This window comes from Boseongicola aestuarii, from assembly GCF_900184815.1.
Lineage (GTDB): Bacteria > Pseudomonadota > Alphaproteobacteria > Rhodobacterales > Rhodobacteraceae > Boseongicola > Boseongicola aestuarii.
This window is the reverse complement of record NZ_FXXQ01000007.1, coordinates 31,761-47,465: the sequence shown is the minus strand read 5'-3', so window position 1 is coordinate 47,465 and position 15,705 is coordinate 31,761. Positions and strand designations below refer to the sequence as shown.

The window sequence follows — 15,705 nt, the reverse complement described above, 5'->3', positions numbered from 1 at the left end:
AAACCGCTTAATTGCTATCTGTCAGCGCGCCATCTTCCCAGGATCCGCTGCGTTCTTCACCGCTTGCATAGCGTATCGTGCCGGTACCCTGACGTTTCCCTCGCACGAACATGCCTTCGTAAACATCCCCGTTTGCATAAGTCGCGACGCCCATCCCGTCGATTTCACCAGCGTTCCATTCACCTTCGTAAATGAAGCCGTCCGGCATGGTGATTTTGCCTTGGCCCTGTCTTTGACCTGCAACGAAAGCGCCCACGTAGACCGTACCATCCGAGTAGGTCGCAACCCCTTCGCCTTCGCGTTGCCCGTTGATCCAGCCGCCCTCATAGGTATAGCCGTCCGCGAAGGTCATTTTGCCCTGACCGTGCATTTTGGCGTCCATAAAGCCGCCCTCATAGACCAGCCCGTTCGCGTAGGTGGCGACGCCTTCGCCCTCGATCACCCCGGCGATCCAGGTGCCTTCGTAGGTGTTGCCGTCGGGGTAGACGATCTTGCCAGTGCCGTCCGCCAGATCGTCCTTGAATGTGCCGGTGTAAACTGACCCGTCGGGATAGGTGACCTGACCTTCGCCTTCGATCCGTCCATCAACCCAGCCGCCGGTGTAGACATAGCCGTCGGTGCCGGTAAATGTGCCCTGGCCCTGACGGCGGTCGGCTTCGAAAGTGCCTTCGTAGATATCTCCGTTCGCGTAGATCACCTGGCCCTGGCCTTGGCGTTTTCCGTCGACAAGGTCACCTTCGTAAACGTCACCGTTAGGTTGCGTTAACGACCCCGTGCCGTTGATCTGCCCGTTCGACCATTGGCCCACATAGACCAGTCCATCCGGCATCGTCAGCGTACCGCGACCATCGCGCGCGCCGCGCACAAGCTGGCCCTCATAGACCGCGCCGTCGGGGTACTGGATCGTGCCAGTGCCTTCGCGGATGCCCTTGTTCCACTGACCTTCATAGATATAGCCGTTCGGGCTTTCCATGCGGCCCTGACCATCGTGCAGCGCATCGACAAAGCCGCCTTCGTATTTCACGCCGTTCGCGTAATTGGCCACGCCCTGGCCGTTGATCTTGCCGTCGCTCCAGTCACCTTCGTAGGTACCGCCATCAGCAAAGACGATCTTTCCGCGCCCTTCGGGTTTGCCGGCCGCGAATTCACCTTCGTAAACCGATCCGTTAGGGAATTCAGCGCGTCCCTGACCGCGGATTTCGCCATCCTGCCACTCGCCGGAATAGACATACCCGTTGGGCAACCGGTAGGTGCCGGTGCCATGCTGTTTGCCGTCCCGGAACGTCCCTTCGTATACACCGCCATCGTCGTATTGCTTGGTGATTACCTGGCTGTCTTGCGCCCATGCGGCACCGCTCAGTGCAATCACTGCACATGTCGTCACCAGCTTTAGCCTCAGTCGTCTTGCCACGATCGGTTCCACTCTTTTTATGCGCTCGGTTCACTAAATCTAGTGGAGCGACCCGTCGCTCGCAACGCTTTTCCCACGCGCCAACCCTTTCCCTTCGGCACATCTCTGCTAAGACACGCTTTGGGCATGGAGACTGCGCATGACAAACCGCTTCCGTATCACGCTCGGGCAATTGAACCCGACAGTCGGAGATTTGGCTGGAAACAAGGCTAAGGCATTGGCTGCGTGGGAAGAAGGTCGTGCGGCGGGGGCCGACTTCGTGGCGCTGCCAGAGATGTTCATTACCGGGTACAACACTCAAGATCTTGTGATGAAACCGGCGTTTGCCCGCGATGCAATGGCGCATCTCGACGCCTTGAGGGCCGAAACTGCAGATGGTCCGGCGCTTGGAATTGGCGGTCCCTTGCTGCAGGGCGGCAAGTTATTCAATGCCTATCATGTCCTGAAGTCCGGGCGGCTGGTGCGTCAGGTCTTGAAGCATCACCTGCCCAATGAGACCGTCTTTGACGAGGTGCGTCTATATGAACCCGGCCCCATTTCAGGACCATATGATCTGGGAATTCTGCGTGTTGGAACACCCATTTGCGAGGACGCCTGGCACGAGGATGTGTCCGAAGCTCTGGGTGAAAGTGGCGCCGAGATTCTGCTCGTGCCGAACGGCTCCCCCTACTATCGAAACAAGTATGAAACGCGGCTTAACCAGATGGTGTCACGGGTGGTCGAAACCGGCCTGCCGTTAATCTACCTTAATATGACCGGCGGCCAGGATGATCAGGTATTTGACGGCGGAAGCTTCATTTTGAACCCCGGCGGGGCGCTTGCGATGCGCTTGCCTGCGTTCGACGAAACGATCGCGCACGTCGATTTCGAAGAGACCCCGGAAGGCTGGCGCGCGATGCCTGGCGCCATCGCACAGTTTCCGAACGAGTGGGAGCAGGATTACCGCGTGATGGTCGAATCCTTGCGGGATTATTTTCGCAAGACCGGCTTTACCAAAGCGCTGCTCGGACTGTCGGGTGGCATCGATTCCGCGATCGTCGCGACGATCGCCGCTGATGCGCTTGGACCCGAAAATGTCCGCTGCGTCATGCTGCCGTCGAAGTATACCTCGCAGGCATCGCTGGATGACGCGGGCGAAGTCGCGCGCCGTCTTGGAACACGGCTCGACACGGTCTCTATTAAGGATCCTGTACAGGCCGTTAACCATACTCTGGAGGGAGTCTTCGAAGGCACCGAACCTGGGCTGACGGAAGAGAACATCCAGTCGCGCCTTCGCGGCGTCATCTTGATGGCGATTTCGAACAAGCACGGCGAGATGTTGCTGACGACGGGCAACAAGTCTGAAGTCGCGGTCGGGTATGCCACGATTTATGGCGATATGGCGGGCGGCTATAATCCGATCAAGGATCTCTACAAGATGCGTGTCTTCGAGACGTGTCGTTGGCGCAATGCGAACCACCGCGACTGGATGAAAGGTCCGGCGGGCGAAGTCATCCCGCCGCGCGTGATCGACAAACCGCCGACCGCCGAATTGCGCGAAGACCAGAAAGACAGCGACAGTCTGCCGCCATACGACGTGCTGGACGTTGTCCTTGAGGAGTTGATCGACAACGAAGCCTCGGTCGCGGATATCGTGGCGAAAGGGTATGACAGGGCGATGGTGAAAAAGATCGAACACCTCGTCTATCTCGCCGAATATAAACGCTTTCAATCCGCGCCCGGAGCACGACTTACAATGCGGTCGTTTTGGCTCGACCGTCGCTATCCGATCGTCAACCGTTGGCGCGATCCAAGCTGAGAACACGCGTTCACAAAGGTTAATTCCTGCGAACGCTTTGTTAATCGACTCCTACCTGAGCGCGCGGTCGCACCGACGCAATACCGACGCGATACCGACGTTGTACCGACATCTGGATTCCGACGGAAACACTGGCCATTAAATTGCTCAATTACGCGCTCTAAAGCTTTGTAACTGTGCAATCTTTCAGAAGTTTTGTGGTGATTTCCCGGTCGCAAAGACGCGTTGCCTCGGTCATGACCGCAGCGCTCGCCGCAGCCACGCCCCACCGCAAGCATTCCTCGACGGGTTCGTTGCCAGCAAGCGCCAAAGTAAAGGCGCCGACGAAGCTGTCGCCGGCACCGACTTTCGAGATCACTGGCACGGTTGGCCCGACCGAATGCCAGCTACCATCTTCGCTTGCCAACACCGAACCATCAGCCCCGCGGGCCACGATGATGATCCGCGCGACACCCGCCCGCACCAGAGATTGCGCGAAGTCAGCGGTGTCTTCACGGGTCGGCAAAGGACGCCCCGCCAGCTCTTCTCCTTCCGGGCCATCCATGCGTAAGACGTGCAGTGCTTCACGTGGTTTTTCAGCCAGATGGAACAGCGCCGGTCCCGAGGTGTCCACGATGAGCCTGGCCGCACGTCCCTTGACGTGGCTTGCCAGAATCGAAGGGAAATCCTTTGCAACGCCAGGGGGTTGGCTGCCGGAGAGAACCACCAGCGAGTCTTCACCGGTTGCCTGATCGACTGAGTTCAAGGCCCGCGGAACATCATCCTCGCGCCAGACCGGACCGGGCATCACAAAGCGGTATTGTTCGCCGGTTGCCTGATCGATCACGCTCATGGATTGCCGGGTTTCTCCGGGGCCTTGAAAGGCCACCGTCGGCACGCCTTCCAGTGCCAGCAACTGCAGAAGATGGGCGCCAGTCGCCCCGCCGATCGCAACAAGCGCGGTCGCTTGCCCGCCGAGCAATTTCACTGCACGCGCCACGTTGATCCCGCCGCCGCCGGGGTCAATCTGAGGGTCTGTGCACCGCAGTTTCGGACCCGGCTCAATGTGCGGTGCGGTCGTGCAGAAGTCGACCGTCGGGTTCAGGGTGATCGTCAGAATATGCGATTTCATGTGCGGGGCCCTCGCAGACTTTTCGAGGGTCGTTGATGCCGCGTTAGCGCAATCATCGCAAGCCCAAAACGCGTTCTCCGCGTCCGGACGGTTGGTTAACGAAATTCATCACCTATGAAGGTAGACTGGCGAGGAGATATCAAAAACCTGCGTACTCAGGTCCACCATTCATCAATCGACGCGATATCCTCATCCGACCAGCCAAAGTGATGCGCCAGTTCATGCACGTAAACATGCGCAACCAGTGCCGCCAGGCTGACGTCGCCGCGTTCGATCCATTCATCGAGAATGGCGCGGCGAAAGAGCCAGATGGCATCCGGCTTCACGGTTTGATCCGACACTGACTTTTCGGTCAACGGCACGCCGTCATAAAGCCCGGTCAGAGTAAACGGGTCGGCGATTTCGAGGTCCGTCAGCATCGCGTCACTTGCAAGATCCTCGATCTGCAAAACGACTTTTTCGGCCTCGGCTTTGAACGCCACAGGCAAGGTCGCCATCGCCGCGCGTGCAAGCGCCTCGATTTCAGCCAGATCTGGGGGAAGGTCATTGTGATTGCTCATGCCTTCCATATGGACAAAACCGGCTCTGTATGAAAGAGCGTCGCCCGATCAGGAGACACTCATGACCGTTACCCGCTTCGCCCCATCACCGACCGGTTACCTGCACGTAGGCAACTTGCGCGCGGCTCTTTTCAACTGGGTTATTGCCCGCAAGGCCGGCGGCGAGTTCATTTTGCGTTTGGACGATACCGACCCCGAGCGTTCGAAAGTAGAATACGCTGACGCCATCCGCGAAGATCTCGAGTGGCTCGGGCTGACGTGGGACCGCGAAGAACGCCAGTCCGCGCGCCTTGATCGTTATACGCAAGCGGCTGACGAACTGCGCGCGATGGGTCGTTTCTATGAGGCTTGGGAGACCCCGACCGAGCTGGACCTGAAACGCAAAAAGCTGCTCAATATGGGCCGCCCGCCTGTCTATGACCGAGCCGCTTTGTCCCTGAGCGAGGAGGAGAAAACCGCGCTTCGCAACGAGCGTGGCGCGGGTGTCTGGCGCTTTAAGCTGGACCAGGAGCGTATCGACTGGACGGATGGCATTCTGGGCGATGTGTCGATTGATGCGGCCTCGGTCAGTGACCCGGTTTTGATCCGTCATGATGGTCAGTTTCTCTATACGCTGGCGTCGGTTGTCGATGACATCGACATGGGCATCACACATGTGGTGCGTGGTTCCGATCACGTAACGAACACCGCAACGCAGATTCAGATGATCCGCGCGCTGGGCGGACAAGTTCCTGAATTTGCTCACCATTCCTTGCTTACAGGCCCATCGGGCGAGGCGCTTTCCAAGCGTCTTGGCACGCTTGCGCTGCGCGATTTGCGCGCCCGTGGCATCGAGCCGATGGCGATCCTGAGCCTGATGGCGCGGATCGGTTCAGCCGACCCGGTTGAGCTGCGCAGCAGTCACGAAGATCTGATAGACGGGTTTGATATCGGCCGGTTCGGCTCGGCGCCGACCAAGTTTGACGTAGAAGATTTGGTGCCGATGACGGCCAGCGTAGTGCATGGCCTGGAGGCGTCCGACGTGGACGATGTGTTACAGCAGGCCGGAGTTCCGAACGACCTGCGCACAGCCTATTGGTCGGTGGTGCGCGGCAATACCGCGACGCGCTCCGAAGCGGGCGCCTGGTGGCCGGTATTCGCGGGCGCGGTGAAAGCCGACGTTGCGGACGAAGACCGCGCCTTCGTCGCCACGGCCTTCGAAATGCTGGGCGATCCGCCCTACAACGCGACGACATGGAGCGACTGGACCAACGCTGTGAAGGCCGAAACCGGTCGAAAGGGCCGCGGCTTGTTCATGCCTTTGCGCCTTGCGATCACCGGTCAGGCGCATGGTCCCGAGATGGCGGACGTCATGCCGCTTTTGCTCAAAAAACCGGCTCTGGACTGAAAAAACCCAAACGGCTCCGAAATTTCGAGGTTGGCCTTGCCGTCAAAACCGGCATAGCTGAGCTATGAGCGAACGCGCTGTATTCCTTCAAGGCAATCTCTTCCGTCACATCACGGTGATGTCGTTGACCTCGTCAGTCGGGCTGATGGCGGTGTTTCTGGTCGATTTCGTCGACATGGTTTTCATCTCAATGCTGGGCAAAGCGGAACTGGCGGCAGCCGTCGGCTATGCCGGTGCGATCCTGTTCTTCACCTCGTCGTTCGGGATCGGCATGGCAATTTCAGCCGGTGCTTTGGTCGCGCGCGCCCTCGGATCCGGCGACGAAGCCCTGGCGCAACAGCGTGCCACCAACGCCTTGATCTATGGGGTTGTTTTCGGGGCGGTTTTTGCCTTTGTTGTCTGGCTCAATCTGGAAGGGCTCGCCCGACTCATGGGGGCCAGCGGCGAGACGCTGGACCTGGCCGTGTCCTATCTTTCGATTATCATTCCCAGCCTGCCACTGCTGTTGATGGGCATGGTGGGCGGCGCTATTTTGCGCGCGCACGGAGACGCCAAGCGCGCCATGATGGCGACGGTCTGGGGCGGACTTGTGAACGCTGTTCTCGACCCGATTCTGATTTTCGGGCTGGACCTTGAACTAACGGGTGCGGCCCTTGCCAGCGTCGCCGCGCGCGTGGCGATCGCCTTCTTCGGACTTCTGCCGATCATCCTTTACTATGGCGGTTTCCGGCGTCCGACGTTGCGCGGCCTTTCCGCCGATTTGCCCCCGGTCGCAACGATAGCCGCGCCTGCCATCCTGACGCAGCTGGCCACACCGATAGGGCAGGCCTATGTGACGCGCTCGATGGCGGAGTTCGGCGAGGCGGCGGTTGCTGGCATGGCGATTGTCGCCCGGATGACCCCGGTGGCTTTCGGCGTTTTGTTTGCGCTTTCCGGCGCGGTTGGTCCGATCATCGGGCAGAACTTCGGCGCCCGTCAGAACGACCGTGTGCGGGGCGCGTTTCGCGACGCCATGATCTTTACCGCGCTTGTCGTGGTGTTCGTGGCTGCTGTTCTGTTCTTTCTGCGCGGTTCCATCGTGTCGCTCTTTGACGCCGAAGGCATCACGAAGGAACTGGTGTTCCTGTTCTGCGGCCCCTTGGCGCTGGCCTTCTTCTTCAATGGCGTGATTTTCGTCGGCAATGCGGCGTTCAACAACCTTGGTCATCCTTTCTATTCGACCTGGATCAACTGGGGGCGGCACACGCTTGGGACGATCCCGTTCGTCCTGCTTGGGGGGTATTATTTCGGCGCACAGGGCATCCTGATCGGTCAGACTGTGGGAGGAATCATCTTTGCTTGCGTGACCTTGCTTCTGGTTAGAAAAGTCCTGTCCAGCGAAGCGCCAAGCGAAAAGGCAGCCGATCCTTTCGCCCGGCAGGCGCGGCTGTTCCAATTGTTCCACCACCGCCGCTGAGACGCCTGACTCGGATCCGCCAGATCGCGATGACTTGAAAGGCAGGTCTTGCCAGAACACGCAAAGAGACGTAACGATCAGATCAGACGCGACGGGAGAATTCGGGATTCGTCCCGGTGCCGAAGGAGCAACCGCCCCGGTAAACTCTCAGGCAAACAGGACCGCCGCGCCGATAAAACTCTGGAGAGTCCCCGATTATATCGGGGCGCCGAAGGGATAACGATCTCAGGCGAAAGGACAGAGGGGGCGCCGACGGGCAAGGCTTTTTGCCCGGCAGGTGCTTGGCGCGAAAACGCCGGCAGTTAACGGGGACCCGATGTCGGATTTGAAGCGCACAGAACTCTATGATTTTCATGTATCTCAAGGTGCCAAAATGGTGCCGTTTGCAGGCTATGAAATGCCGGTTCAATACCCCGCCGGGGTGATGAAAGAGCATTTGCACACGCGCGATGCGGCCGGTTTGTTCGATGTCAGTCACATGGGTCAGGTCATTTTGCGCGCGAAGTCCGGACGTGTCGAAGACGCCGCGCTGGCGTTGGAGACACTGGTTCCCGTGTCACTTTTGGCGCTGTCCGAAGGACGTCAGCGTTACGCACTTTTCACCAACGAGGACGGCGGCATCCTTGACGACCTGATGGTCGCCAATCGCGGCGATCATCTGTTTTTGGTGGTGAATGCAGCCTGCAAGGACTCCGATATAGAGCATCTTCGCGCGCATTTGTCCGAAACTTGCGACATCCAGCAAATTACCGATCGTGCGCTGGTGGCGCTTCAGGGCCCCAAGGCAGAGGCGGCGCTGGCAAGCCTCGTTCCCGGCGTTGCAGCGATGAAGTTCATGGACGTCGCCTCCTTCGATTGGGACGGCAGCACGCTTTGGGTGTCGCGATCGGGATATACCGGTGAGGACGGCTACGAGATCTCGTTGCCGTCCGTCGATGCGGCACGGTTCTGCGAGCGTTTGGTGGCCCTTGATGCGGTCGAGCCTATCGGCCTCGGCGCACGGGATGCGCTGCGGCTTGAGGCCGGACTTTGCCTTTATGGCTCGGACATCGACACGACAACGTCGCCAGTTGAAGGGGCTCTGGAATGGGCGATCCAGAAGGCGCGGCGCCGCGGTGGCGAGCGGGAAGGTGGATTTCCCGGTGCGGATCGTATCCTGAAAGAGTTGGAACACGGCGCGTCTCGGCGGCGTGTCGGATTGTTGCCTGAAGGGCGCGCGCCGATGCGGGCCGGCACCGAGATTTTTGCCGGAGATCAGAAGGTTGGCCATGTGACGTCCGGGGCGTTTGGCCCGACGCTGCAAGCGCCTGTGTCGATGGGATACGTCGACAGTGCCTATTCGACGACCGGCACCGTGCTTGAAGGTGAAGTGCGCGGCAAAAGACTGCCTCTAAGGGTTGCAGACATGCCGTTTAGGCAATCAAATTACAAACGTTAACGAACCTATGAGGGACCAATGAAATATACTGAAGATCACGAATGGCTGCGCGTTGATGGTGACGTGGTAGTCGTTGGAATCACCGAACACGCCTCGACCCAGCTTGGGGATGTGGTGTTTGTGGAATTGCCGGAACCCGAAACGCAGGTCGCCACGGGTGACGAGATCTGCGTTATCGAAAGCGTCAAGGCGGCTTCTGATATCGTGGCGCCGGTGGACGGCGAAATCGTCGAAGTGAATGACGCGCTGGTGGATAATCCGGGTCTGGTCAACGAAGATCCCATGGGGGAAGCCTGGTTCTTCAAGATGAAGGTCGAAGACATGAGCCAGTTGGACGCGCTTATGGATGAAGACGCTTACAACGACATGATCGACTGACCGCCGGTCTTTGATTTTCCGTTTAATTTCAGCCGCCTCGTCACGCTGTGGAGAGAGATATGACTTTTAATCCAACCGACTATCTTCCCTACGATTTCGCCAACCGACGCCATATCGGACCGTCGAGCAGCGAAATGGAGGACATGCTGAAGGTGCTGGACGTGCCGTCGCTGGACGCGCTGATCGACCAGACTGTGCCCAAGGATATCCGGCAGGCCCAGCCTCTGAAATTCGGAAAACCCAAGTCGGAACGCGAGTTGCTCTGGCACATGCGGCAGGTCGCGGAAAAGAACAAGATCTTCACCACGATGATCGGACAGGGATATTACGGCACGGTCACGCCCCCGGCGATCCAACGGAATATCCTTGAGAATCCGGCATGGTATACGGCCTACACACCCTACCAGCCCGAGATCAGTCAAGGGCGTCTGGAAGCCTTGCTGAACTACCAGACGATGATCAGCGATCTGACCGGACTTGAGATCGCCAACGCCTCGCTTCTGGACGAGGCGACAGCTGCCGCCGAGGCCATGACAATGGCGGAACGCACGGCCAAGTCAAAATCCAAGACCTTCTTCATCGACGAAAACTGCCATCCCCAGAACATCGACGTGATGAAAACGCGCGCCGCGCCCCTGGGGATCGAGGTCATCGTCGGTGCCCCTGAGGACATGGTCGCGGATGACGTATTTGCGGCCGTGTTCCAGTATCCCGGCACCTACGGTCATGTGCGCGATTTCACCGACCAGATGACGGCCTTGCATGAAGCCAAGGCGTTGGGGATCGTAATTGCCGATCCGCTGGCGTTGACGCTGCTGAAAGAGCCGGGCGCGATGGGCGCGGATATTGCTGTCGGTTCGACGCAGCGGTTCGGCGTTCCGATGGGGTATGGTGGCCCGCACGCGGCCTATATGGCCTGTACGGATGCGTTGAAGCGTTCGATGCCGGGGCGCCTTGTCGGTGTGTCGATCGATGCGCGCGGCAACAAGGCCTACCGGCTTTCCCTGCAAACCCGCGAACAACATATTCGCCGCGAGAAAGCCACCTCGAACGTGTGCACCGCGCAAGCGCTGCTCGCTGTGATGGCCTCGTTCTATGCTGTGTTTCATGGCCCCGATGGTCTGAAGGCAATTGCTCAACGTATCCACCGGAAGACCGAACGTCTGGTGATGGGGCTTGAGGCTGGCGGCTATGTCGTTGAACCCAAACTGTTTTTTGACACGATTACGGTCGAGGTCGGGGCGCTTCAGGGTGTCATCATGGAAGCTGGCCGCAAAGAACGGATCAACTTCCGCAAAGTGGGTAAGACCAAGATCGGCATTTCGGTTGACGAGACGATCCGCCCCGCCGTTCTGGAGGGTGTCTGGCGCGCGTTCGGACTGTCTTTGAACCGCGACGATTTCGAAGCGGGATATACGCGGCTTCCGATTGAGTATCATCGCACCAGTGATTTCCTGACCCATCCGACGTTCCATCACAACCGTGCGGAAACTGAGATGATGCGCTATATGCGGCGTCTAGCGGATCGCGATCTGGCATTGGATCGTGCGATGATCCCGCTAGGATCCTGTACGATGAAGCTGAATTCCGCGGCTGAGATGATGCCTGTAACCTGGCCGGAGTTCTCGAACATTCATCCGTTTGCGCCGCTTGAGCAGGTCGAGGGATATTCGGAACTGATAGAGGACTTGTCGCAAAAGCTCTGTGTGATCACCGGATACGATGCGATGTCCATGCAGCCCAATTCGGGCGCACAGGGGGAATACGCCGGGCTATTGACGATCATGGCATATCACCGGTCACGCGGGGACGATCAGCGCAACGTCTGCCTTATCCCGGTCTCGGCGCATGGCACAAACCCGGCCAGTGCTCAGATGTGCGGGATGGAGGTTGTTGTTGTTCAATCCGCCGTAAACGGAGACATCGATCTGGATGATTTCCGCGCCAAAGCCGACAAAGCCGGCGATCGCTTGGCAGCGTGCATGATTACATATCCGTCAACGCACGGTGTGTTCGAGGAGACCGTTCGGGCGGTTTGCGAGATCACGCATGATCGCGGTGGTCAGGTCTATCTCGATGGGGCTAATCTCAATGCGATGGTCGGTCTGTCGAAACCCGGCGAAATCGGTTCGGACGTAAGCCACCTCAATCTGCACAAGACTTTTTGCATTCCGCATGGCGGCGGTGGACCGGGCATGGGGCCGATTGGCGTGAAGTCGCATCTGGCGCCGTTCCTGCCCGGCCATTCCGTGACTGGCGGTCGCGAGGGACCAGTCAGTGCTGCACCTTACGGTTCTCCGGGCATCCTGATGATCCCTTGGGCCTATATTCTGATGATGGGCGGCGAAGGTCTGACACAGGCGACAAAAGTCGCCATCCTGAATGCAAACTACATCGCCAAGCGGCTGGAGGGTGCCTTTGACGTCCTGTTTCGAGGCAGCAAGGGTCGCGTGGCACATGAGTGTATTCTAGATACGCGTCCTTTTGCGGAAAGTGCCGGGGTGACGGTAGATGATATTGCAAAGCGTCTGATCGATAACGGCTTTCATGCGCCGACGATGAGTTGGCCCGTTGCCGGGACATTGATGATCGAGCCGACGGAATCCGAGACTAAGGCCGAGCTGGATCGTTTCTGCGATGCGATGCTTTCGATTCGCGAGGAAATTAGCGCGATCGAAGCAGGCGAGATCGATCCGAAGAACAATCCCTTGAAGAACGCGCCTCATACGGTTGAGGATTTGGTGGGTGATTGGGATCGCCCCTATTCACGCGAACAGGGGTGTTATCCGAAAGGTGCGTTCCGCGTGGACAAGTATTGGCCGCCTGTAAATCGCGTGGACAACGTATGGGGCGACCGTCACTTGGTGTGCACATGTCCGCCGCTGGAAGAATATCTTGAAGCTGCCGAGTAGGGTTTAAGCACCGAAGCCTGCGCCCTTTTTTTGGGGGGCGCAGGCAGGGCTAGCGGATGTCGCGCAGTGCCATCACGGTTCCGATGAACACAGCCAGAAGCGTCAGCGAACCAAAGGCCGAGTACACACCCAGCGTCTGCAACGCGCTTAGCCCGTGCAAGACTGCGACCCAAAGGCTTACCAGAACGGCGACGGGAAGTGTGAAAATGATTGAGCCGATTGCCATGGTGTACACCGGTGGTTTACCGACCTTTTGGCCGAGTTGGGCTCATAGCACCCTGTCATAATCCCAAAGTCAACATCTGGTTGTCAGAAGCTTAGAATGGGCCACTTTTTGTGGGCGCAAGCGTGGCAATGGGAGTATCTCGGACGTTCCGCAAAAGCTCTATAAAGCCCGAAACCTGATGCTTGCAGGTGCGTTCGCCCTTTTCTGCGGTGCCGAGTTGCGCCTCACCCACGGTACCATCCGGGTTCAGATCCGATGCGATCCATCCATAGGAAATGGGGCCGATCGGCGGGATGAGGGTGTCTTCGGCGGTTGAGGGGAAGTCGATTGCCTTACTCATGTCGACCGTCTCGGGACGGAAATGCAGCATAAGCGACGTTTCACGATCTCCACCATGGATGCCAAAAGCCTCTTCGCGGTCAGAAAAATGACCTGCCGGGGCGCCGAAATTTCCCCACTGACATTTGATCGCCAGCATCCCGCAAAGAACGCGAAGTTCACGCGACAGAATTGAAATCAAATCGAGATTTCCGCCGTGGCTATTGACGATAACGATCTTTCGAACCCCTGCGCGCGCAACGGATTGACCGATCTCGCGCCAAGCACCGAGAGCTGTTTCGGCCGTATAGGTCAGCGTGCCACAGGCGTGCAGATGTTCGTTTGATTTGCCGACGGCCTGAACCGGCAAGATCCGAATATCGAGGTCTTCGGGGCATTGGCTTCGGAGTTCGTTCAACATGCCTTCGGCAATCATCGTGTCTGTACCAACTGGCAGGTGCGGTCCATGCTGTTCAATGGCCGCCGTCGGGAGAATTGCGATTACGTTCTCAGGATCGAGGCCTTCAAACTCGGTTGTTCGGAAATCGGCCCAGTCGAAACGGCGCATCATGAGGTCTCCTTCGGGGCATAGGTCGCGTTCAGGCGGGATTGAAGGTAATCGGCTGCGCGGATGGGCGCATACTTGGGATCGCCGGTTCCGGGCAAAGCGGTGACGATTGTATCGGGATTGGCTTCGACGAAAAACGCGATCGAGTGGCGCATGTTTTTTGGTGGCAGGACACGATGCGGGGTCGAGACGTAGATATCGTTGGACCAGCGCATCATGCAGTCGCCGATGTTGACGATATAGGCGTTCTCGACGTTTGGAACGTCGATCCAATTGCCTCCGCGCGGTCGTACCTGAAGGCCGGGTTCTCCGTCGGTCATCAGAAGCGTGATCGCGCCATAGTCGGTGTGAGCACCGGCCCCGATTTCGTCTCTTGCGCCACTGGCGGGTGGATAGCGCAGCATGCGAAGGGCGCTGAGCGGGTCTTTGAACAGGGCATCGAAGTGGTCCGAGGGAAGGCCCAGGTCCTCTGCGATGATCGACAGAACGGCGAGACCCTGGGCCTGTGCAGCATCATAGTAGCCGAGGAGACGCTCGCGGAAGTCGGGGAGATCCGGCCATTGGTTGAGGCCGCGGAAGGGCTCATCGTTCAGAACGCGAGGATCGTCGGGCGAAAGATCTAGGCCAATATTGAAGGTTTCTTTCGTGTCTATCGCGGCTTCGGTTTCATCGAGGCTCTCGTCGCCTTTTGCGCCCCAGCCTCGATAGTGCGGGTTATTTAAGATCGAAACACTTCGCTTTTGTTCAGGCGGCAGGTCAAAGAATTTATGCGCGAGTTCAAATATTTCCGAGCGAAGTTGGCGTGGAACTTCCGGGTTTTTCAAGATGAGAAAGCCGGGGTCCCGGAAGGCAGTGCCGATATCTTTAGCCAGCGCTTGGCGGTCAATATGCACACGCTTCCAGTCGATAATCGGTATCATGCGGGCACCGTTCGCGTTTGCGCAGACCCGACTAAGCGATCCATCTTTCTGGCGACACGGGCAAGGTGTTTTTTGCGCGAAGCTTCTGTGGAAGAATCCATGAGGTAATGCGATGCAAATGTCTTTTTGTGCGGTTTCGCGCAGAGGAGGCCGATGCCGCGCAGAATGGTACGTTTGCCGGGTGCTCCGACAATTTGTGTGAGCCACCAGCTTGCGCCGCATGTGGTGAACACACCAAGCCGCGAGATGTGCTGTAGACCGGGGCGTATCGTGGCGTTTTCGGCGTCGGGCATCATGAAGGCGACGTCCGGTAAAAGGACGCGATCCAGCCAGCCTTTCAGGATCGCCGGAAGACCATACCACCATGTCGGATAAACGAAGATTAACGTATCGCACCAGCGGATATCTGCGACATCACTTTCGACAGGCGTGCAGTTTTCCGGGCAGGTTTCGTATCCTTCATGTTCGGCGGCGCTTAGGACCGGATCAAAGCCTTTCGCATAGAGGTCAATAACGCGGATTTCGGCGTCAACACCTCTTAATTTCTCGACGACGACATCCTTGACGGCGGCAGTGAAGCTGGTCGGACGAGGATGGCAGTAGACGACAAGGGCGCGCATTACAGGTCCTTCATTTCGCGACGGACTTTCTCGATAAAACCTGCGCGTTTCGCGTCTGATGCGCGGTTCATATCGTAAAGCGCAAGGTAGCGCATTCTGGTCGGTCTTGTCACATGCCAGACTGCTCGCTTGATGCACATTCGAGGTGGATCGCCTGCGAGCGTCGCGCGGATGCGCGTTCCGCCGTAGGTCGATACGGCTGCGAGTTTCCTGATGTGCGTGAGGTTTGGAAGGACCTTTCCATCAACCAGCTTGAACGAGACACCAGGCAAGAAGACTCTGTCGAGAAATCCTTTGAGAATAGCGGGATAGCCAAAGTTCCAGACCGGAAAGCAAAGGATCAGCGCATCGGCTTTGCGCAGACGTTCGACATAGTCTTTGACGGGCTCGATGTTTTGCGGCTCGTCGTGATAACCGTGCCGTTCCGCAGGCGTCAGGATCGGATTGAAGCCTTCCTTGTAAAGGTCGCAGTCGTCCACGTGCCAGCCCCGGTCGCTGAGCGTTTCAACCACTGTCGTATGCAATGCGGCAGCAAAACTATCGTCGCAGGGGTGGGCATAGAGAACCAATGCGCGGGTCATTCTGCACCCCGAAAAAGGCCC

14 protein-coding genes and 1 riboswitch are annotated in these 15,705 nt (G+C 58.3%); of the genes, 6 read left to right on the top strand and 8 right to left on the bottom strand.

Features of this window, described 5'->3' with window-relative positions; translation table 11 throughout:
* Positions 1 to 7: 7 nt before the first annotated feature.
* Positions 8 to 1,384, bottom strand: a complete 1,377-nt coding sequence (locus BOA8489_RS10940; protein ID WP_370807166.1) for an MORN repeat-containing protein — start codon at positions 1,382 to 1,384, stop codon at positions 8 to 10.
* Positions 1,385 to 1,550: 166 nt separating this feature from the next.
* Here BOA8489_RS10940 and BOA8489_RS10935 point away from each other — a divergent pair, with 166 nt between their 5' ends.
* Positions 1,551 to 3,209, top strand: a complete 1,659-nt coding sequence (locus tag BOA8489_RS10935) for an NAD+ synthase (protein ID WP_093974072.1) — start codon at positions 1,551 to 1,553, stop codon at positions 3,207 to 3,209.
* Positions 3,210 to 3,369: 160 nt separating this feature from the next.
* Here the strand turns inward: BOA8489_RS10935 and BOA8489_RS10930 are convergent, their stop codons facing one another.
* Both BOA8489_RS10930 and BOA8489_RS10925 read right to left on the bottom strand, forming a co-directional pair.
* Positions 3,370 to 4,320, bottom strand: a complete 951-nt coding sequence (locus BOA8489_RS10930) for a 1-phosphofructokinase family hexose kinase (RefSeq protein ID WP_093974071.1) — start codon at positions 4,318 to 4,320, stop codon at positions 3,370 to 3,372.
* Between the two features lie 155 nt (positions 4,321 to 4,475).
* Positions 4,476 to 4,880, bottom strand: coding sequence for a metallopeptidase family protein (locus tag BOA8489_RS10925; protein WP_093974228.1), 405 nt, complete (start codon positions 4,878 to 4,880; stop codon positions 4,476 to 4,478).
* Positions 4,881 to 4,941: 61 nt separating this feature from the next.
* Between BOA8489_RS10925 and gltX the strand changes: the two genes are divergently transcribed.
* From gltX to gcvP, 5 genes are all read left to right on the top strand, one after another.
* Positions 4,942 to 6,267 carry a glutamate--tRNA ligase gene (gene gltX, locus BOA8489_RS10920; protein WP_093974070.1) on the top strand — a complete coding sequence of 442 codons (1,326 nt, stop codon included), beginning with the start codon at positions 4,942 to 4,944 and terminating at the stop codon, positions 6,265 to 6,267.
* 64 nt (positions 6,268 to 6,331) lie between these two features.
* Positions 6,332 to 7,723, top strand: coding sequence for an MATE family efflux transporter (locus BOA8489_RS10915; RefSeq protein WP_093974069.1), 1,392 nt, complete (start codon positions 6,332 to 6,334; stop codon positions 7,721 to 7,723).
* Positions 7,724 to 7,805: 82 nt separating this feature from the next.
* Positions 7,806 to 7,897, top strand: a riboswitch (glycine riboswitch).
* Positions 7,898 to 8,039: 142 nt separating this feature from the next.
* The gene (gene gcvT, locus BOA8489_RS10910; RefSeq protein ID WP_093974068.1) at positions 8,040 to 9,161 is read left to right on the top strand and encodes a glycine cleavage system aminomethyltransferase GcvT; all 1,122 of its coding nucleotides are present in this window, start codon (positions 8,040 to 8,042) and stop codon (positions 9,159 to 9,161) included.
* 18 nt (positions 9,162 to 9,179) lie between these two features.
* Entirely contained in the window at positions 9,180 to 9,539 is a 360-nt protein-coding gene (gene gcvH, locus BOA8489_RS10905; protein ID WP_093974067.1) for a glycine cleavage system protein GcvH, read from the top strand.
* Between the two features lie 59 nt (positions 9,540 to 9,598).
* Complete coding sequence (gene gcvP, locus BOA8489_RS10900; protein WP_093974066.1) at positions 9,599 to 12,451, top strand: aminomethyl-transferring glycine dehydrogenase; 2,853 nt, start codon at positions 9,599 to 9,601, stop codon at positions 12,449 to 12,451.
* A gap of 49 nt (positions 12,452 to 12,500) precedes the next feature.
* On the opposite strand, the gene BOA8489_RS20445 is transcribed toward gcvP, so the two are convergent.
* From BOA8489_RS20445 to BOA8489_RS10880, 5 genes are all read right to left on the bottom strand, one after another.
* On the bottom strand, positions 12,501 to 12,677 hold the full coding sequence (locus BOA8489_RS20445) for a hypothetical protein (protein WP_176440273.1): 177 nt from the start codon (positions 12,675 to 12,677) through the stop codon (positions 12,501 to 12,503).
* A 91-nt stretch (positions 12,678 to 12,768) separates the two neighbouring features.
* The gene (locus BOA8489_RS10895) at positions 12,769 to 13,566 is read right to left on the bottom strand and encodes a creatininase family protein (protein ID WP_217897947.1); all 798 of its coding nucleotides are present in this window, start codon (positions 13,564 to 13,566) and stop codon (positions 12,769 to 12,771) included.
* Positions 13,563 to 14,483 carry an isopenicillin N synthase family dioxygenase gene (locus BOA8489_RS10890; protein WP_093974065.1) on the bottom strand — a complete coding sequence of 307 codons (921 nt, stop codon included), beginning with the start codon at positions 14,481 to 14,483 and terminating at the stop codon, positions 13,563 to 13,565. The genes BOA8489_RS10895 and BOA8489_RS10890 overlap by 4 nt, the downstream gene beginning before the upstream one ends.
* Positions 14,480 to 15,103 carry an NAD(P)H-dependent oxidoreductase gene (locus BOA8489_RS10885; protein WP_093974064.1) on the bottom strand — a complete coding sequence of 208 codons (624 nt, stop codon included), beginning with the start codon at positions 15,101 to 15,103 and terminating at the stop codon, positions 14,480 to 14,482. The genes BOA8489_RS10890 and BOA8489_RS10885 overlap by 4 nt, the downstream gene beginning before the upstream one ends.
* Positions 15,103 to 15,684, bottom strand: a complete 582-nt coding sequence (locus BOA8489_RS10880; protein WP_093974063.1) for an NAD(P)H-dependent oxidoreductase — start codon at positions 15,682 to 15,684, stop codon at positions 15,103 to 15,105. The genes BOA8489_RS10885 and BOA8489_RS10880 overlap by 1 nt, the downstream gene beginning before the upstream one ends.
* Positions 15,685 to 15,705: the final 21 nt, after the last annotated feature.